Source organism: Mucilaginibacter pankratovii (assembly GCF_014773265.1).
Classification (GTDB): Bacteria; Bacteroidota; Bacteroidia; order Sphingobacteriales; family Sphingobacteriaceae; genus Mucilaginibacter; species Mucilaginibacter pankratovii.
In genome coordinates, this window is sequence record NZ_JACWMY010000005.1 from 312,372 (window position 1) to 332,744 (window position 20,373).

At 41.8% G+C, this 20,373-nt stretch carries 15 protein-coding genes; 8 read left to right on the plus strand and 7 right to left on the minus strand.

Annotated features, from left to right (window positions below; translation table 11 throughout):
* Nucleotides 1-314: 314 nt before the first annotated feature.
* The 4 genes from IDJ77_RS12115 to IDJ77_RS12130 all read left to right on the plus strand — a co-directional run bounded on the left by IDJ77_RS12115 (nt 315) and on the right by IDJ77_RS12130 (nt 3,074).
* A complete protein-coding gene (locus tag IDJ77_RS12115; RefSeq protein WP_224751066.1) occupies nt 315-695 on the plus strand; it encodes a plasmid mobilization protein in 381 nt (126 codons plus the stop codon).
* Entirely contained in the window at nt 692-1,579 is an 888-nt protein-coding gene (locus IDJ77_RS12120; RefSeq protein ID WP_191189214.1) for a relaxase/mobilization nuclease domain-containing protein, read from the plus strand. Before IDJ77_RS12115 ends, IDJ77_RS12120 begins: the two co-directional genes overlap by 4 nt.
* A 51-nt stretch (nt 1,580-1,630) precedes the next feature.
* Nucleotides 1,631-2,329, plus strand: coding sequence for a hypothetical protein (locus IDJ77_RS12125; RefSeq protein WP_191189215.1), 699 nt, complete (start codon nt 1,631-1,633; stop codon nt 2,327-2,329).
* 247 nt (nt 2,330-2,576) lie between these two features.
* Complete coding sequence (locus IDJ77_RS12130; RefSeq protein ID WP_191189216.1) at nt 2,577-3,074, plus strand: hypothetical protein; 498 nt, start codon at nt 2,577-2,579, stop codon at nt 3,072-3,074.
* 65 nt (nt 3,075-3,139) lie between these two features.
* Here the strand turns inward: IDJ77_RS12130 and IDJ77_RS12135 are convergent, their stop codons facing one another.
* From IDJ77_RS12135 to IDJ77_RS12145, 3 genes are all read right to left on the minus strand, one after another.
* Complete coding sequence (locus IDJ77_RS12135; RefSeq protein WP_191189217.1) at nt 3,140-4,033, minus strand: hypothetical protein; 894 nt, start codon at nt 4,031-4,033, stop codon at nt 3,140-3,142.
* Between the two features lie 15 nt (nt 4,034-4,048).
* Nucleotides 4,049-7,645 carry a DUF6443 domain-containing protein gene (locus IDJ77_RS12140; protein ID WP_191189218.1) on the minus strand — a complete coding sequence of 1,199 codons (3,597 nt, stop codon included), beginning with the start codon at nt 7,643-7,645 and terminating at the stop codon, nt 4,049-4,051.
* A 127-nt stretch (nt 7,646-7,772) separates the two neighbouring features.
* Entirely contained in the window at nt 7,773-8,177 is a 405-nt protein-coding gene (locus tag IDJ77_RS12145; RefSeq protein ID WP_191189219.1) for a helix-turn-helix domain-containing protein, read from the minus strand.
* A gap of 129 nt (nt 8,178-8,306) precedes the next feature.
* On the opposite strand from IDJ77_RS12145, the gene IDJ77_RS12150 reads away from it, so the two are divergent.
* Both IDJ77_RS12150 and IDJ77_RS12155 read left to right on the plus strand, forming a co-directional pair.
* Nucleotides 8,307-9,404, plus strand: a complete 1,098-nt coding sequence (locus tag IDJ77_RS12150; RefSeq protein WP_191189220.1) for a HEPN domain-containing protein — start codon at nt 8,307-8,309, stop codon at nt 9,402-9,404.
* 2 nt (nt 9,405-9,406) lie between these two features.
* Nucleotides 9,407-10,735: a hypothetical protein gene (locus IDJ77_RS12155; RefSeq protein WP_191189221.1), complete on the plus strand. Its 1,329-nt coding sequence runs from the start codon at nt 9,407-9,409 to the stop codon at nt 10,733-10,735.
* 271 nt (nt 10,736-11,006) lie between these two features.
* Here the strand turns inward: IDJ77_RS12155 and IDJ77_RS12160 are convergent, their stop codons facing one another.
* Both IDJ77_RS12160 and IDJ77_RS12165 read right to left on the minus strand, forming a co-directional pair.
* On the minus strand, nt 11,007-13,724 hold the full coding sequence (locus tag IDJ77_RS12160; protein ID WP_191189222.1) for an N-6 DNA methylase: 2,718 nt from the start codon (nt 13,722-13,724) through the stop codon (nt 11,007-11,009).
* Nucleotides 13,721-14,575, minus strand: coding sequence for a DNA-methyltransferase (locus IDJ77_RS12165; RefSeq protein WP_224751067.1), 855 nt, complete (start codon nt 14,573-14,575; stop codon nt 13,721-13,723). Before IDJ77_RS12165 ends, IDJ77_RS12160 begins: the two co-directional genes overlap by 4 nt.
* 325 nt (nt 14,576-14,900) lie before the next feature.
* Between IDJ77_RS12165 and IDJ77_RS12170 the strand changes: the two genes are divergently transcribed.
* Nucleotides 14,901-15,203, plus strand: coding sequence for a restriction system modified-DNA reader domain-containing protein (locus IDJ77_RS12170; RefSeq protein ID WP_191189224.1), 303 nt, complete (start codon nt 14,901-14,903; stop codon nt 15,201-15,203).
* Nucleotides 15,204-15,684: 481 nt separating this feature from the next.
* On the opposite strand, the gene IDJ77_RS12175 is transcribed toward IDJ77_RS12170, so the two are convergent.
* Both IDJ77_RS12175 and IDJ77_RS12180 read right to left on the minus strand, forming a co-directional pair.
* Nucleotides 15,685-17,577, minus strand: coding sequence for an AAA domain-containing protein (locus tag IDJ77_RS12175; RefSeq protein ID WP_191189225.1), 1,893 nt, complete (start codon nt 17,575-17,577; stop codon nt 15,685-15,687).
* 14 nt (nt 17,578-17,591) lie between these two features.
* Complete coding sequence (locus IDJ77_RS12180; RefSeq protein ID WP_191189226.1) at nt 17,592-18,215, minus strand: hypothetical protein; 624 nt, start codon at nt 18,213-18,215, stop codon at nt 17,592-17,594.
* 85 nt (nt 18,216-18,300) lie between these two features.
* On the opposite strand from IDJ77_RS12180, the gene IDJ77_RS12185 reads away from it, so the two are divergent.
* Nucleotides 18,301-20,313 carry an AAA family ATPase gene (locus tag IDJ77_RS12185; protein WP_191189227.1) on the plus strand — a complete coding sequence of 671 codons (2,013 nt, stop codon included), beginning with the start codon at nt 18,301-18,303 and terminating at the stop codon, nt 20,311-20,313.
* Nucleotides 20,314-20,373: the final 60 nt, after the last annotated feature.

Consider the following 20,373-nt stretch of genomic DNA (forward strand, 5'->3'; position numbering starts at 1 on the left):
AGCAAACGGGCAGCACCTTTGGTGCCACCGTTTAAATAGCCCGGTAATCGCTATAGCGATTACCGAAGAACCGCGAAAGCGGCAGGCCGCTTTTGGCGGTGGCAGCACCGAAGGTGCTGCATGAACAGCCCCCGGCTGTATCGCTACAGCGATACAGCCGGGCAGCGGAACAGGCCTTTGGCCTGTAAGCGGAGCCAGCTATGTTTCGGCCATGCCGAAACTTGCTGGCCCCCGCTCATGCTATCGCATTCGGGGGGATTTTTTGAGGATTTTTTAACGAAAAGAAGCTTATGGAAAGTGCTGTTGAAAAGACAATGAATAAAAAACACACGGCCCCGGCAGGCCGGGGCGGTCGCCCTCAAGTGCCGCACAAGCGGCGCAGTGCCGTGAGCGTAATGTGTACGCTCATTGAGAAAAAGATCATAGAAGCCAACGCGAAACGCGTAGGCATGAACCCGTCGGTTTTCCTGCGGAACCTGGGATTAAGTACGCGAATAGATGTCAGGCTCAAGACCCTGCCCAGGCCGGTTTTGGAAATGCGTGGTACGCTAAATAATATCGCCGCCAACCTTAACCAGATCGCAAGGAAGCGTAACCGGGGCGATGATCTAAACGCAATGGAAAGAGCCTTGCTTGACCAGGATGTAAGAAGCTTGCGGGCATTGGTAAAGAACATTAACGCTCATGTATCATGATCGGGAAAGTAGGTACAGGCAAAAGTTTTCGTGGTGTTCTACACTATCTGTTTGAGGGCAGGCGGCAGGAAAGCAAAGAGCTGCAAATGCAGGAACTGGAAAAGAAGCAGGTCGAGGTTATTGCTTACAATCAGTGCTTCGGCAGCCGTTTGGAACTGGTACGTGAGATGATCGAAGTAGCTAAGCTAAACCCTGATCAATCAAAGCCGGTTTTTCATTTTTCATTAAGCTTCGCTTATAGCGATGCTGGGAAATTAGACTTACAGGACAAGATAGACATGGTAGAAAAGCTGGCCGAAAAGTTTGATTTCAAAGACCACCAGTATGTAGTAGTAGCACACAAAGATACTGATCATGAACATTTGCATATTGTTGCCAACCGCATCGGCTTTGACGGCAAAACAGCCAGTGACAGCAATAGCTATAAGCATGTGGCCGAGTTCGCCCGAAAGATGGAATTGGAATACAAATTAGAGCAGGTGTTAAGCCCGAATAAGTTTTTGAGGCCGGAACAAAGAGTTGCACAAAGCCAGCGTTCAGACAACCGTAAGGAGGCTTTAAAAAAGCACCTGCAAACCGCGATCAAACAAAGTAAAGATGTGCAGCAGGTCAAAAAGTACATGGAGCAGCGCGGCTATGAAGTGGAGTTAGGCCGGGGTATCGCTTTTACCGATGCGCAGCACGTCCGCTTTAAAGGCAGCCAGGTCGGCTACGCCCTGATGGATATTGAGAAGAAGCTGAAACAGGAACATCAATTACGGCAGCAACAGGAGCAAAACAGGCAGGCGCAATTACTGAAGCAACAACAGGAGGAATTGAAGCAGCAGCACGAAAAGGAAAAACAGCAACAGGTAAAACAGCATACGCCGCGCATAGGTCGGTAACCTACACTTATTTAACAATGAACAGATTTATTAAAATTTAATGATAGCATCATGAAATCAAATGAAGGAACCCCTATTGATGAAATCACCTTAACATCCGTGTTAAACGAGCACGCCACAGACTTAAAGGAGATCAAAAATTTTATAAAAGAACAACAGCAGCAGATAGATCAAAAAAATGCGCTAATTGCGGAAAAGGATAATCAGACGCAAAAGTTGATAAGCGGCTTTGAACAGAAATACGAAAAGCTCGAGGTTACCGTATCCGCACCAAGTACTTTACCCATTTCCAGGATCGCCAGTGATGGTATGGAAAACATTAAAACGTCTGTTATACAGATAATGAATGCGGCCTTTTCGAAGAACAGGATTTTAGTATTGCCGGAAGATGGTGGGATAGGCGTTATGAAGACTATGGCGAAGCGTAGTATGTATTTAACTGCCATAGCCATCGCGGTCGGCTTTATTAGTTGGTTCGGTTTCCATAATTGGTATAAAGACAGCCAAAACAGCCGCTTTCGTAAAGCTTGGTACTGGAATTATCTGATCGCAGACAGCACTAAAAGGCAGCAATTACAAAGCCAATTGGACAGCCTAAATGTACAGGCTATTAATCAATACCGGACGGATAGCATTGTACGTTATTTGAAATCTCAGACAACGGAATTACAAATTAGACAATTGGAAATGGAGGCAGACAGTTTGAGGAAGATTAAGGGCAAGCCCTATAATGATAATTTTAAAGATTAACGGAAGTAAAAACGTACTAAATAGTTTATCTGCTACCCGACTAATAGAAATTATTATTTTGAAAACTGGTTATTCCGGAATGTATTATCATGAATTCGAAGAAGGGACAAGGCAGCAAGGATCGGTGCAATAACTTAAAAGCCGCAGTAAATAAGCTTTGAATGTTTAGGAATATAAAGTCCATATTTATAACTTGGTTTTAAATATGGACTTTCTTAGACCTATCCTACTTCTCGGAGCATTTCTAATGCTTAAAACAGTTGTAATGGCACAAGATGGTGATCATGTCTTTATCGGTCAACATGTGGATAGCGTTCAGCGGATAGTAGCATTAGAAGTTCAAGGACATTATAACGCCGGAGGCTATCTTGTAAAGATGAGTGCGCATACAATTGATTACAAAGGCAAGCCGGTAACAATTATTTTGTGCAAAGAGAACGTTTTGAATGCCAGTGTTAATAAGGGGATAAATCTCTGTGTAAATTATTTTATCGTAAAAGACACCGTATTCTATATTGCGACAGAATACAAGAACTTAAGCGAAATTGAAGTAAAAGGAATACTTCTTTCAGACAGGAGATTAACAAATGTTGCCGGTTATTACTTTGATAGCAATTACAGGTTCTATCACCGCGTGATAAAGAATGGGGATGGTTCTGTAGTGGATGAATACCGGAAAACAGTATTTGAGCGACTGCCGCTAAGTGTCAGAGAGCAACTGGGCATTCTTCTAAAAAAACATTAAGGAATATTTATTTGATTCACTAAACTTAGCTGCAATAGCCATTCATACATTCATAAATGTAATTATCAATAGATTTTTTGTAAGCCATCTGGTTTTTTAAGAAAAACGTGCTCCCCTGTGTAAACCCAAACCCTATTGTCTATCCCTAATTTTATAGAGGCATATCTTCCTGGCAACGAAATTTTTTTATAATGCTTGTTTTTGACGTCAACGAATGAAAAATAGGCGTCTGTATAAACATTATCTACCATTGTTCCACTACCAGCAAAATATATTGTATCTCTACTTAAAATTGCGTTTTCTATATTATGAAGTCCTTCCAAGTGTAATAAAGTGTCAGCACCTGTAATATTTTTTTTGATCAACATGAGGTTACTGTCATCAGAATCATTGATTTGAAAGGGATTAATATCATATTTGAGCTGATCTAATGATTCTGGAATTTTTTTGATATACTTCCAATCAGTATTAAGATCTTCGCCAACTAACCTATAAACTTTGTAATCCTCCGTAAGCAGTTCAAGCGGCTGCTTCGTTTTTGATATTATCCTTTCACCGCCTGAGAATATGCTATTTAGGAAAGTAATCTTCCAGCTTATTCCTGAATCAATTGATGAGCCTATCATTAATTGTCTATTACCTTGCTTAGTTATCGAAGTGATTCCCCATAAGGTATGAGTTTGATCTACTGTAATTTGCTGCCAGGAGACTTTTAGGTTTGACTTTATCCAAGTTCTACCGAGATTATTACTAATGATAAAGCCTTTATCCTTTAATATAACAATTGAACTATCAGACATATCCAATATGTCGATAATGTAGTGATTATCACTTTCGCTACTTATACTTTTTGAAGGATTATTATTTTTTTTACTGAGTTTACCATTACGTTCATTTTGTTGACAAGATGAAAACAAGATATTAATTAAAGTAAAAAAAAGAAACAAACGTAAACTCATATCAATTAAACTAAATTATTTAAGTGCTCCTGGTTTGTAATTGTCGGGACCAAGCGTATGAGTTGGCTTTCCTTCATATGGGGTCAGAATTCCGCTTCTTATTTTGTCAACATATTGACTGTAAGGTATGTTTGAAACCTGAGCACCGCTTATATAATTAGTATTAGTTTGTGTCACAAAAGGACTTAAAACATATCCTTCGTAAGCTGATTTGGCTGCATTGAAGAAATAATTATAATAGTGCTTATCAAAGTTCATTCCTGAAGACATAATATCATTTGGAAATCCTGGATGATTTACACCAACAACTGCGGTTCCATACCCCTTTTTTTCGTCGAATGTTGTCACCCTTGTTTCATCATACCGGTCACTTAACCCCATTTCATGCAGTGTTTCATGAAAGACGGTTCGATTATTAGCTCCTGATGAGTAAACATGACCAACTCTTCCAGTTCTTAACTCATCGGTTTTATTAGGGTCCACATGAGACCGGTTTCCGTCCTTAAAGTCTTTTCCTGAATGAAATACCATCATGTTTTCTCCGGCTCCTAGATCTGATTCTTTTTTAGAATTGTCATACTTATATTGGACATCAAAAGAGACGTTCACACCGTTAACTGTTTTTGCCTTTAGTTGGCTTGCTGAATACTTTGTTAATTCATTGGCTCTCTTATCACTAGCCCCATCGCCAGATATGTAAACTGTAGATGAAATTTTGACATCTGTGATATTGCCATCCTTATCTCTAGTGATAGTGAATATAACATCTCTTCCATCGGGATCCATTCTCTTAATGGGATTATTGGCTGCAAAGTTGTAAGGAGACAGTGAAGCGTATTTTTCTGCCATCTGGTCTATCATATTCCACCTTCCTATATAGGGATCGTATAATCGAGCCCCAAAATCGACTAACCCAATTTCATCCATTAATTCTTTGCCATTAAATAAATTCTGATTTTTCGAACCAAACAATTTTCTATTAATCTCCATTCCAAATGGATAATAATCATCACGCTGGACTACGCGAGCAACGCCGCTGCTATCATCGAAGCTCAATCTTGTATTGCCTAGATGGTCTTGTAAATAAAATTCATAACTAAAAGTTCCATCCGATTTTCTCCGTGCAAGTCCATCTTGTGTAGAAATAGTTTGAATGATACCATCCTTATATTGTAGGCCATTTATATAATCTGTTGAGCCAAATGTAGAATTTGCGCTCACTGTCCTTAATTTATTTCCGCTTGCATCATAGAAATAATTAATTGACTTACTTCCAGTAATGTTTTGTGGCAAATTTAATTGGTTGTAGCTAATATTAATATTTGTATGTGGATCATACTTTACATTGCCATTCCCATCATAAAGGTAATTGTTGGCACTAATACCGGTTATTGTGCTTAATTGGTTGCCATTATAATTATATCCCAAATTAATGACCGTTGAAGCCGGATTATCGCGTTTTAACGTTAAAATATTACCTGCTAGGTCATAAGTTATGCCATATTCGTTAAACCCTTCGTTTGAAACACCATCAGTTAGTCTACTTAATTTATCGTAGGAATAGGTATAAGATTTGTTCAGCGAACTGCCGGTTCCCCAGAATTGATTAGCGATATTACCATTAAATTGAGGATTTGTGCTGTCATTGTATTTCAACTGCATAACGAATAATCCAGAACTATCTTTGTTTAGCCAACCTCTTTCATTGTATTTAAATAGTACATCCTGCAAAAAACTACTACCGTTATTCTTACTGTAAAGGTGTTTTTTGTATAGTTGTCCAACTTCATTAAATTCTATTTTTGACAACAGAACTGGCGTTCCCCCGTTTATTGCTTCCCAACTATTTATTTTACGCCCTACATGATCATACTCAAAGGTATTAGCGACATTAAGCGTTGGGTTTGCTAAAGCGTGATGAATACGATTAGTCGTTAGTACTTCATTAGTGAAACTATAAGTATTTGTTATTTCATCATAATTTGCTTCATTGATAGCTCCGTTTAAATAATGCTGCAAGTAGGTCTTAACTATTCTAGCGTTATCGTCGTAATATTGTACCGACCAAAGCATATCATTCGTATTCACAACATTTGTGAGCGAAGCGGTTACTAAAGTTGTTGTATTTGAAGTGTACAGAGATGTGGCATTGTAAGCCGTCGGTAAGTTAGGGATATTATAAGCGTCATAGTAATTCACTGATAAATATCTTGTTATACCTGAAATCGGAAAGGATTGGGAAGTGTAATAATAATTTCCTGAATTGTTGTTATCTCTCTGCTCCCACAGAACAGACGATCCATCAACTTGACTCTGTAAGCTCATTCTACTTACTGGTGAATTATTGTTGTTCCAATTACCTGAAATAACAGGCCGTTCAAAAGCATCGTACTTAAACACAGACCATAAATTATTAACCCGTTGCATTGAATCTTGTGTAGCAACTATATTATCTAGTTTGTTATACACTAAATATTGTCTGCCGACACCAGGTAATTTTTTCTCTACAACCCGATTTCTTCCATCAAAACGATATTGAAAGCACAGTAAATCAAGCTGAGTCGGTGTTATTCCACCGTTATCAGGTTGTGCTTTTGGTGATAATATAAAAGTTAGATTTCCAAAATCATCATACACATAGTAAGTCGATAAAACTTCACCTCCAGTATTAAATGTTCTTTTTAAAATGATCTGCCCTTGCTTGTCTGTATACTGCTCTACCGTTCCAATCTTCCCATCACTCGCCTTCCAATTTTCGTCCTTCGCTATAGTTACATAAAGTTGATTGGGTTGATACAATCCTCTGTCTGATAAAGAAGGTTTCCCGTTAGAATCATAAACAACATCATAAAGCTTGACAAATCTTCCATTACCGGAGCTTGCATCAGCATCATTAGTGCTATATTCTGTTTTTACTGTATGACCCGGGTCAACTGCACCTGATTTACCGGTTAATTGCCAAGCATCCCCCGGGGAACCTTTTTCAAGAAGCCTGTTTAATGGTGAGGCTTCGAATAGCAATTCAGAAAATGGCATCTTAATAGGTGTGTAATTCTCTCCGTTTCTGTTATAAAACGCTTGCTGTGCACTTACTGGATTACCAGGCATCGGGTTAAGCGCATCGGGTCTATAAGTTCCAGAAGTGCCTTGTGAGGTAGTGTAGGGTAAATACTTTATATTCTCTCTGCCAAAGGCGTCATACGCAATTGGCTCAATTATATCTTTTAAGGAGGGGCTACCTTTTACTTGGACGTTCTGTAATGGACGACCTAAACCATCAAAATACTGTACACTAGCCATTACATCGCAGGAGGAATTAGCAGGATCTGCTGGATTAATTACGCCTGCAACCCTGGGTGTGTAAGTAACGATATAATTTTGATTGTTACTCGGTGCAGCTGCTAATGGAGTACAACCAGCTGTGATATAAGCATGAAAGCTTTGACCTGAAGCAGTGCTAAACCCCGGTTTAAGAACTATACTGATTGGTGCGGTATGATTGCCAGTTGTATTCGCCGAGCTAAGTTCTAATTGACTAAACGCGTTTTTGACCACGAAATTAGAAATACAAAACAGTAAGAGTACTTTGCAAGCAAGAGATCGGTTCTTCATGTGAAAGGGCTGAAAAGGTATCTGCCTTAAAGTTAGGCGTTTGTTCTTACAAAACAAATATTCAGACCTTTTTTAAAATTCAAAGTTAAGGGTCAACCTTGCAACTTATGATTTCTTACCCATCACATCATTTTCTTTTTAACAGCTCGTTTTTTTCCTTTTCGGCCATTAGTAGTCGCTCATATAGCTTTTTATTTTCTTCTACCAACTCCATTAACTTATCAATAGGGTTGAATGTTGGATAAAAGAAAACAGATGCGGCCTGATCGTGATTATTAACTGTACTAGCAATAATATTAATTACAGCATCTTCGCTAAAATTTTTGATCGCATCCGCCGGAACGCCAAGCACTTTAGCCACCTTATCTAAAACCTCATCTTCGATAGTTTCACTTTGCTCCATGCGTGAAACGGTCTGTTGGCTCACGCCTAATTCAGCGGCAAGCGCTTCCTGTTTGATGCCGCGCATTTCGCGAATACGACCGATTTTCCTACCTATATTATTGTTTGAGGGTTTAGCAGATGTTTCCATAACCAAATATACAAAGAATTTATAACGGTAAAGATAACACCCTTGTGAGTAAAACACGCGCTGATTGGGTTCGGTACACAGCTTCGAGCACTGAAATTTGATTAAATCATTAATCAAATTTCCAAAATTATGAACGTCATTAATTTTTCAGGTGGAAGACTGGTATTGAACATTTCAGGTATGGATACTGACGGTCCCGCCGTCTCCAGAGTCAGTTTGGGTTCGGATAACCTAACTGAAACCTTATATAAACGATTGCTGCAAGCGGAACGCGAGAAGGTGCAAACGCTTAAAGATGCGATCGATCAAAAATACCCATTAGAGGAAATTGTTTCCGACTACTATATGACGGAAGAACAGTCCAAAGAGATGTCTGAACTAATAGAGTTCCTTGCTCATAAGTATGATTTGACACATATTTATTGTTTTGCCCGTAAAGGAACGATTACCGATAACTTTAGCAAGTTTGGCGAGTTTCCTTCTTCTATTGATCTGCACTTCTTCTTTCTATTTATTACCAAAGCCAACGAACGGGTAGAGCATGAGATACAAGAATATATCAACACCCACTATAAAAGCTTTAAGGTAACTGCTATATCCCACGGCCTTGATAGTGTTTGTAGTGCAGTAGCGCAAGGCAACAGGTTTTTTATTGAAGCCTGTTTAGGCGGTCTGGAAATGTATCATGACAAGGTAAATCACTTGGATGTAGAATTTCCAACATTGAACCCGAGTAATACACTTCAGAAAGCGGAAAAGCATTTCCACGACCACATAAAAATGTCAACCGGCTTTTTATATAGTGCAGCTAATTGTATACGTCTAGAGGAATATCCTGAAAACGGTGTCTTTATGCTTCATCAGGCTATGGAACAAGCCTGTATTGCATTAATTAAAGTTCACATGGGTTACCGGACTGATCTGCATAACCTAACGCGCCTTTTAAACCTCTGTAAATGTTTCTCTGATAAACCAGCAGAACTGTTTTTAGCGGAAGATGAAGAATCCGTTAGCTTATTCAAAGTACTTCGCCAAAGTTACGGAGATACCCGTTATGCAGATGATTTTAGAGTTGACAAAGATATTGCCATCAAAATACTGGAAAGGGTTGATGCCTTTGTGAGTTTAGCAGAAAGCCTTTGTCTTGATTGGATTAATGCCCTACGTACAAAGATTGGCGAAGATGCAGCACAAAATGTTTATTCCGTAAAGGAAGAAAGGGACTGACGATGACTGCCAAAAAAATAAAACAGGAGGCCGTTATCATTCCAGCCGACCTATTTTTCTACCCGATCTCTTTAACACAGCCCGACCAGCTTTTGACGCAAGACGAATTATACAGGCATTACGAACCACCCCGAGGGCGCAAAGTGTATATGGGTAACCAAGATGAGTTTGTAAGCTTTGAGAACGGAATAGCTACTGTAAAACTTCAACTAAACGACGGTTCAATATACTACCTGTATCTCCACGTTGAAAAAGACGAATTACATACTGGCTGTACATGTAGGATGCCCCAAGAAAAGCTTTGCTTTCATGCTTTTATCTGTCTGTTTAATCTAACGTGGTTGAGGGAAACCTTTAATTGCCAGAAATTATACTGGCCAAACTTTTACAACGAAGGAAATAGCCGAAAGTATCTTAACATTAAAGTCTCTCGCCGTGACATTATTGTTGAGGTTAAGCCGGAATATGGATTGATTTACCGCAGTCAGATCGGGTTCGGTTTACATAGTCCACCGCTATTAATCGAATCGGGCGACCGGACGCTTTTGATAAAGGCAGGAGATACTTCAGTGTACGCTTACGCTTTGTGCTTTGCACCTGATGCTTACCGTAACCGTCACTACCCGATACTCATGCCATTTCATGGCAAGACTGATAAGAGCGGGTTAAAAGTAAGTGCCTTTACAAGATTCAGCTTACCTGATAAGGAACAGAAGCCATCTGAAGATTACCTTAACCAACAGCAATTAAATGAGATCAGTAAAACGATGTACGAGATCATGAGGCCGCTAACCTACAAAAGTGAGTTGCGGGATGAACAAGTTTGGTGCGAGGCAAAAGCGACGATCTTTACGTTATGGAAAAAAGCTTTGCCCTTCCTTGCTGATCATCCTTACAATCACACGTATCTCTTATACTGGTTTAAATATTTAAGGGAAAAGCCAACCAAATCGTTCATGCAAGCTTGCAGATACAATTTGGAATGCCCCACGCTGTCATTTATGTTAACATTTCACAAAGACCGCTTCAATCTTTCGGTAGAGGTTATTATTGGTAGTAGGATAATAGCAGTAAAGCAAAAACCGCATTTTTTTATTCTTGATGAGCAGACGGGCAATTGTTACCTGATGAATAGCGTTCAGGATGATGGTTTGCTGAACTGGATGCTTGATAGCAAAAACAAGATCACTGCTCTAAAGGAGGATTTTGAGGAGTTTAATGAGAATTTCTTAATAGGTCTTGCTGAATGCTATCCGATATTTTTTACAGATAAACGAGGAAGTAGAACGGCCTATGATTATAATCTTCTAAAATCAGGGTTAGGCTGGTGAAAAAAGAAAAGCAGCTGCGGCAAGCGGCTCCATACTTCCGCCGCCAGCCTCGCTGCAAGAGCAAACCGCAGTTGCCGTTTGCAGAAACAGGAATAGGTTCCCCTCAATCACCATAGCCGCAAAGGTAGCCCACGCCGGAATAAAACGTCAAGGCTATACAAGCGGGCAATTGTGTTTTGTTTTTTAGCGGATTGCCCGGCCTTGACATTTCATCCGGCTAAGCGCTTTCGGTTGCTTACATGGTGGTTAAGTGGCGGGCGTTTAGTCGGTATTATGGTCTTGCGGTTGAGCGGATTTCGACAAGCGTTAGTAGTGAGTCATAGATGACCTGTCTGCTCACGGTAAGGTTAAATGCACTTAAAACAGCATCATCAAAAGCAATACGGTCGGCCTGTTCTAACTCATCCGCAACAGAAGACATAATTGCACGGTTAGTCAGGGGCTGAAATGAATCTTTAATAGCCTGTATTGCATCACTGCTCAATACACTGATATCTAAAACGTGCATGTATTGTTTAATACGATCACTACTAAGATCAAGTGCTCCGAGGCCACGTCCAAAGCCCATACCCTCTAAGATAAACATCGAGACGGCACTATTCATGATTGCATGATATATTTCAGTGTCAACCGCATCGATAGGTGTTAGGGGTACAAGTCGTTGATCACAGAAAGCTGGAGGATCAACGCGTCCAACAAAAAGTCGGTCTCCAAAATTAATAAACATAACCAAATCAGATAATTCATCGGTATCCATTTCATACCACAATCTGCCAGCTTTAGATAACTTGGTTATATTTTCCAATGTATTGAATCTGCTAATCCAGTTTAGTGCGCCAGTATGACCCAACTCAGTTAGTTCAGCTTCTGTCCTTGAGCAGCAAAAAGCCTCTTTAGCAGCCGGCATACTTAACCGAACGAAATCAGATGGGCTTTTCGCTAATGGCCTAATATAATCAGGCTCGATGCCATGTCCTGCTCTTGGATAGAAAAGCTCATTTTTACCTCTGCGTTCACCTCGCTTTACATTGAATATTGTCCTCAATGGAACTAAGGGAATATCCAATATCCAGTTACAATTTACAAATTGTGCATTACCACCTAAACCTAATACTCTGAACCGGGCTATTTGTTCAGGACTGACGCTTCTTACGATGAGGGAATCAATCTGAGTTTGCCCAAGCTCAATTTGTGCAGCAAGTAATTGCACAGCGGCTTCGTCGCTTATTGCTTCGAGTGGTCTGGTGAGAACAATGTACTTAATATCTCCGCTTTCTTGCTCGGGATTGATCTTCTTATCCATGATAAGCATATTTGTTACCACTTCGCTGTTGTTAAACCATCTTCCGGCTCCCGAAGTAATGACACATTTGAGATCATAATAACGACCCAGTAAATTATAAAAATCATCACCCCAATCAGTTCCCAACCATGCATTAGTGATGATTATACCTAAACGCCCATTATCGGTGAGCAATGAATGTAGGGAAAAAGGCAGATAAGCAGCAACATCCGCTCTTTTTGAGAAATTAGCCATGCCCATTCTTTGAACGATATCCCGCAAAGCATTACCATATTGATCCCTACCTGCCTGCGCAACAAAAGGTAAATTGCTGGTAATTGCCTCGAACTGACCAAGTGTTTCTGAGAAAAGCTGACCAGTTGATGGGTTTCTAAATTCAATTACGGTATCACTCCTTAGTGTAAACGCGTCTTTTTGGAATATTCTCAAAGGCACGTGCATTAATCCCGGTTTAGCCAGGGCAAACGTTGCTATTTGAACCGCTTGCGGGTCTTGATCACCTGCGAAAACAGAACGCGCACCATTTTCAGGAGAGACGGCGCTAGCTAATTTTAATTCTAAAGCAGCCCGCACAATCGTTCCGCTGCCACAACAAGGGTCAAGCACTCGGTCATCGACGACGTTTCGCATACATATTTGTACGAGCAATCGCGCCAGTTCGATAGGTGTGGGATATTGTCCTCGAAGCTTTCGTGTAGCGACTTCAACGGTTGCTTCTAATATACCGGATAATTGAGCCTGATCAACCGCTCCTAATCTCAGATCAGAAAGTAGGCGATTAAATTGCTTGAGCTGATCCCATGCATGGGGCGTTATTTCCGACAAACCTAAGCTATCAGAGAAAATAGTCCAGAAATTGCAATCTTCGGATAACCGACGAAATATGTCCAGAGCTTGCACCGGAGTTGTTTCATCGTCAATAGTTGAAACACTTTGTGCCCGAATATCGGTTTCACGCAGGATATGTGCGAAGATCAGCTTACCAATCCAGTTAGATATTACTGCTTTAGCAAGAACCTGTTCTTTATCCTCGCCGCCATATTCTGCACGATAATTATTCCACCATACAATAACATTTGACCTGAACGTACTATTACGCCTCATGGTGTCCACAATAGCATCTTTAACCTCTGCCGAGTTCTCAAGAATAAGGGAAGTAACACCACCGCTTCGATATGCTTCCACAAACGGTCTGCCTTCTAACTCGCCTCTATCAAAAAGGTCATTTAGGAAGTTGAAAATCTCAGTTGCTAAAGACTCCCATCTCGCCCTGTTTTGTAGTACAGTAGATCTTGTGGTTATATCAGCCAGTGTATTCCATGTATGTGAGCGCTCAAAAATGCCAGTTGTTCTGCTACGGACATATAGGTGAGCTTGAGTTACATTCCACAAGATAAAACTATCTAAACCAAGCGCATTCGCCTTAATCTCTGCGTTTTCGCGAAATTCTCTATCGCTGATACTGGTATCAGGCATTTTTAATTCCCATCCTTGCAGAATGCGGGCGGTCTCTCGGTCACCAAATAATAAAACGTCAGGAAATAGGCTTCCGCCATCAACTCTAATGGTTTGCTCACCACCTGCATCTTTGATTGAACGGTTGTTAGCTGTGGCTAAGGATTTAATATGCCCTATCAGATCGATTGCCCACGATCTTTCGTTATAGGACGCTGTAGTATTTCTCATATTGCGATAGTAGGTTCATCGTTGATCACCAAATTCACGTCAACCATGCCTTTTTTATTGGGTTGCGCTGAACCGGATGAGGGTTGCAATTCGGAAAATAGTGCAGGTGGTTGCTGTTTGTTCTTAAAAGCCAGTTCGACCTCTGCTAAGCGCTCTTTAGCAATATTTATATAATCAATATTACTCTCCTTGAATAAATGTACTTCCTCGTTTTTTTCAATCCCGATAAACCGACGCTGCTCAAGCGCTGCCGCCACTAAAAAACTACCGCTGCCAAAAGCATTGTCAAGCACTAAGTCGCCTTCTTTGGTAAACATGCGGATAAGGTATCTACCAAGCGCAACAGGTTTTTGGGTAGGATGCCAGACACGTCCGCCTGTTTCGCTTTCAGCGGTTTTACAATACAGCGTATCAGTAGGAAAACGTTCTCCGTCACTCTTAACCTGAACGGGTTTAAAGTCTCCATAACTACCGGTGAATTGAGCTTTTCTTACGCCTTTATTGTAGGGTTCACCCGGAGACATTACCGGATAATAATTGGGCTGACTTCCGTAGAAAATACAAATATCTTCATGCTGCCTTAGAGGTTGGCGGCGCGCATTTAAAAAATTAGTGGGTTTACTTTTTACCCACACAAATTTATATTTAAACCATCCCTCGTTACTTAAAATTAATTTAGCTGTAAATATCCCTTGCGAAGAGAGTGCAATTACTCCTTTTGGCTTTATAATACGCTTGTACTCTCTCCAAAGTTCCGTTAGAGGTATAACACTATCCCACTTATTCTGCGTTGTACCATAGGGCAAATCGCATAAGATCATATCGACAGAAGCATCGTCGATTTGTTTCATGACCTCAAGGCAATCCCCCTGAAATATATCACCACCACGGTACCTCATCCTAACTATTTATCACTGTTTATAAAAGTTTAAAAATCAAAAAGCCGTTTACACGGACTTTCCCATATTAAAATATTCCACAAATTAACGCTTTTTACCGGCTTTCAAAGACATTGTGGAAAAGCAATTACTTGTACAAAACTTTGTTCCTTAATACACAGAAGCTATCAATTATTTAACTTTTAGCTCCGAGTATTCGCAAACATAAACAATGCTAAATATATTAGCAAAATTGATTGAAATAAATTTGTTATAACTTTACCAAAATTTATTTGAAGTGGATTATTTGGAGCAACAGGATATAACTCTTGAAATGGTTATCAAGGCCGGTTTACTTGAACCGGGAATAATTGTATACGCAGCATCCGACAGCAATATAACAGGAACGTTAAATGCTGATGGCTCGATTGAGTTAACTATTGACGGAAGAAAAAAGGTATTCCCATACCCAAGCGGAGCCGCCCGTGCGGTTAGAAATATAAGTGTTAGCGGTTGGGTATTCTGGAAAGTAAAAGAGAATGACCAATTAATTGATTTACTAAGGTACAAGCAAAAACTTCAGGCCATCAACGGGCAATAACCGAAATTACCTACATCTTGAAAAGTTAGAAAAGATACAAGATGACGGTCGATAATGTTTTTTTTAATCTAAAAACATTCATTATATTTGAATAACAAGTTCATTGACTATCACTTATACGGATAAACAGGCTTCAAAACCCACCAATTAAAAGCATATAATATGTGCCCTATTCGGTGCCCGTTCCTGTTCGTTTTCGATATAACGTACTGAATATTATAGATTTAAGTGGCCGGATAATCATCCTGCCATCCCGACAAAAGCGATACCAAATCAATTCAAAACCCTGTAAGTCATATGATTTACAGGGTTTTGTGCTTTTAGGGTTTTCCCAATAAAAGCATAAGGAGACCCTAACCCAAGCATTTGGTGCTGATTATGTCTTTGTCATTCTATTGGTATCCGCCAACATAATATCCCGCAGGATTCAATCCCCGAGCGGCTTTTGTGGCCGATAAAAGACCGATAGGGGAGCGCTTCTTTAACTTATATACTCCCAGGCGCTTTGATAACCCCCACATTGCTCGGCATACTTTACCATATCGGCGTAAAAGGCCAGGCGGGTTATGGTGGCGCTATCGCCAATGATCACCAGTTTTTTACGGGCACGGGTCATGGCTACATTCATCCGGCGGATATCCGAAAGGAAACCAATCGTACCCCCGGTATTGCTCCTGGCCATGCTGATGTATACTACATCTCGTTCTTGTCCCTGGAAACTATCAATGGTATTGATACTTATTTTTTCGCTGTAGAGAAATAAAGGGGAAGCCTCAAACAGTTCTTTTAATAACCTTACCTGGCTTTTATAAGGGGATATAACGGCAACCGAAGGGAAAGCGGTGTTGTTTTCTTTCAGTTTTTCGGCAAGGGTATATAAATGCTTAAATACAAAAGCGGCCTCATCGGGGTTAATGGTGCTGGTGCCATCTGCTTTTTCATCAAAACCACAGCCGGCGGTATCTACAAAACTCATAGGTATATCGCCCGCGAATAAAAGGCGCTCGGCTACCGCCACGTTTGCTTTTAAGCGGTTGCCATAAAACTCAGCTGAGGAGAAACCCATAATGGCGTCGTTCATGCGGTATTGCTCTTCCAGCAAGGTAACGGCGCCGGGGTGGAGAATGGCGGATTTTTCTAACAGCGTAGTGCTTAGCCCTTTTTTTGCGGCTGTATCGGATTTGATGGTGGGAGGGAGCTGGAAGTGGTCGCCGGCCACTACAACTTTCTCTGCTTTTAATATCGGGATCCAGCAGGCGGGTTCCAGTGCCTGGCCAGCCTCATCAATTACCACTGTATGATACCTTTTATTGCGTACGGTATGGTGATTGCAGCCAACAAGGGTAGCCGTTATTACCTGCGCTTTTTCCACCAGGTCGTCGATGATGAATTGTTCAATTTTGCCCACGTCCTTTATAATGCGGTGGGCTTCATCAAATAATGCTTTGCGTTGGTCGCGTTCGCGTTTGCCAAAACTGCGTTTATATTGATGCGCCATATTTTTATAACCCGCGGCCTGCTTTTTTAACTGCTTTACATCTTTCATGTAGCTATGCACGGCCATTTTGTTATCAAGCGTTAGGGCGCTCAGCTTTTCAGAAACGCGCGCCGGGTTACCTATCCGCAGCACATTTAACCCTTCTATGGCGAGTTTCTCGCTCAGCAGATCTACCGCCGTATTGCTGGGCGCTACAACCAATATTTGCTTTTCGTTTTGTTGGATAAGGTTTTTTATTGCCTGTACAATAGTTGTGGTTTTGCCGGTACCGGGCGGGCCGTGCACAACAGCAAATTCGTTAGCCGAAAGTATTTGCTGCACGGAAGCTGCCTGTGACGAATTTAGATCTCCCGGTATTATCTGTTTGATGTCTGCTGAAAACGTTGGTTCATCTTTACCCGTTAAAACCCTGATAAGCTTGCCCTCCGGCTTGTCACTCAACGCCGACGCCTGCTTCAGGGCGTTCTGCATTTCGTCATAACTGTTGTTATCAAAAAGCAATTCCACACCCAACTTTCCATCGCGCGACCAATCCGGCAGTTCATCGGTAAATAAGGTAATCTTTAGCCGGTCGCCGCCCTGGTAGGCGATGGTGCCTTCCACACGATCGGTACCCGCATTATGGTTGGAGAACAATACAGCGGGTGCCCCAAACCTGAATTGGTGCGAAAGGTCTTTATGCGTGGTACGTTCCAATTCAACTGTGATGTAATCGCCACGACTTGGCTCATTGCCGCGGATGGCGATGGGGTACCAGGTGATGCCGGCTGCCCGTCGGTCAGCAATGGATGTACTTTGTGTAAGTTTTAAATAAGCATCCCGGTCTTCTTCGCGTTCGGTTTTCATTAATTGTAGCAGGTTTTTAAAATAGTCCATCGGGGCAAAGGTAATTAAACCGATGTTGCTATCGCTATTTGCGGCCAATACCCACACCGAAATGCATTAACAACCGACCGCGGTGTAAGCACACGTACTTGTTCATTTTCGGGATAGGGGAGTCCTTCATCATAACCGGCAGGCGACCATTTAAAAATATAATTGTTGGCTATGATATAAGCTTCACCAGCTAATTCAATAAAAGTACCATCGGGCAAATTGTTAATATCGGCTTCAAAAGTTATTTTACTGTTATGCAGGCTTATCCGCTCGCGGTGTATTATTTCATCTATTTTTCCAATCAGTACATTCGCCGGAAAATCATATTCCGGATTTCCTGATAGCCAGGCGGCCTTGAAGCGTTTGGCATCCTCCCTGCGGCATTCAAAGCAGGGCCTGTGGCCGGCGGCAAATGCGGTGGCCTCATCAAGGAAGAACAGCTCGGTCCACAGGTTTGGCGCCATTACCTGGCGGTGGCGGCCTTTGAACTGCAGCAGGCAAATGATCCAGGCTTTGTGTTTAAAAGGCCGCAGGATAGTTTTGCCACTGTTATGCAACTGGCCACGATTGCCCAGCCAAGTGCCGCGGGCACTTGTTTTAATAATATCGCCATGCGGATTAACACGGTTTTGCAGCATTGTTAATAATATTTACAGATGAAGCTCATATATTTTTAAACACCGGCAATATACTAAATAAATTAGTATTAGCTTTGCTGTTATCATGAGCACGATGAACCCGGCAATGCAGCTGGCAAACGACTACCTGGAAAGTACAAACACCATTGTATTTTTAACCGGAAAGGCCGGTACCGGTAAAACCACCTTTTTACAGCAGCTTAGGCAAACGTCTAAAAAAAAGCTGGCGATAGCGGCGCCCACCGGGGTGGCTGCGATAAACGCCGGCGGGATGACCATTCATTCCTTGTTCCAGATTCCGTTTGGGCCGCTCATTCCATCGGGTAACGAGAACCCGGAGTTGTATTATAACGACGAAAAAAAAGAACTTTTAGGCAGCCTGGAGTTGCTTATAATTGATGAGGTAAGTATGGTGCGGCCCGATGTGCTCGACCAGATAGACCTAATCCTGAGAAATATTAAGGGCTCGATTTACCCCTTCGGCGGCGTGCAGCTGCTACTGATAGGCGATCTTTCCCAACTAAGCCCCATCATTCGCGATGAAGAATGGCGGATCCTGAACCGCTACTACACAACACCCTATTTTTTCAGCAGCCTGGTGATGCAAAAGGCCAGCTACGTGCGCATAGAGCTGGATCATGTGTACCGGCAAAAGGAACAGGCTTTTGTGGATATCCTTAACGAGGTACGTAATCAAATCATCAGTCCGCAAAATTTGGCGCTGTTGAATGCCCGCCATCAGCCAGGGTTTCGCCCTACAGCCGAAGAGCCTTATATCACTTTAACAACCCACAACAGCATTGCTCAGCAACTGAATAATGAATTTGTGGAGGCGCTGTCTGGTGATGAATATGAATTTACAGCCACCATACGGGGCGATTTTCCGAGGGATGCTTATCCTACAGAAACCAACCTGAAGCTGAAACTTGGCGCGCAGGTAATGTTTGTAAAGAACGACGGCTCGGCCGAAAAGCTTTTTTATAATGGTAAAATAGGAATGGTTACCCGTATAGAAGGCAATACAGTTTTTGTACAATGCGGGCACGAAAGCCGGGAAATAGCAGTAGAAGCGGTTGAGTGGAATAATGTAAAATACCAGGTGGAGGAGGAGCAGATCAACGAAACCAATGCGGGCAGTTTTACGCAGATCCCTTTAAAGCTGGCATGGTCTATCACCATACATAAAAGCCAGGGATTGAGTTTTGATAAGGCCATCATAGATGTTTCGGAGGCTTTTGCCCATGGGCAGGCCTATGTTGCCCTGAGCCGGTGCCGAACGCTATCGGGGATGGTGCTGCGGAACCCTATTGCGGCACAGAACATTATAGGCGACCCAGCCGTTGCGCGTTTCAACCAAAGCGCAAAGGCGATCACTCCTGACGAACACAGCCTGGAACGTGACAAGGAACGTTACCGGCAATTTTTGCTGGCCGAGTTATTTAATTTTAATGGTTTAAAAACCGCTATAAAAAGCTTTGAATTTTTGGTGCCCGGCCTGCAACAAGAAACACTGGATGTAGCCGAAAAATTTATGCGGCGGCCGGATGCTGTTGATGCCTACAGGATACAAAAAGCCGCTGCTTATTTTCTTGATAAATTAACCCTGGCTACCGAAGGTTTGCACCGGCAAATGCCCGGCCTTATCGGCCAGTCGGTAGAAAAGGCTGCTAAAGCCGATAAGCTGATGCAATGGATAATGGCCAGGATAGCGTTAATGCAGTATTTTTCCAAAACAGTTTTTACAAGCCATACTTACCTGGAGCAAAAGAAAGCAGCTAAAGCAGATGCCCTGGCAGATAAATCCGGATCTTATTTAAAGGCGCTTAATGCCAAACCCAACGAGGATTTTTATGTGCAGTTACTTGCCTGGCGTGAGGCCCGCGCCGCAAGCGACCGGGTAATGCCAAGCATGTTATTTTCTGAACAAGCTGCCGCCATCATCGCCGAAAAGTTACCGGCGACTTTAAAAGTACTTAGTGGTATTAAAGGTATAGGTCCGCAAAAAGCGAACCAATATGGCCCCGAACTGATTACTATGATCAGGGTTTACCAGCAAGAGTTGTTGGGCATAGATACCGAACAGGGCAGTTTGTTTTAAATTAAACGAAATGGCAATAAAAAAGGATTATGTGTTTTCTTATCTGTCTATAGCCGTATT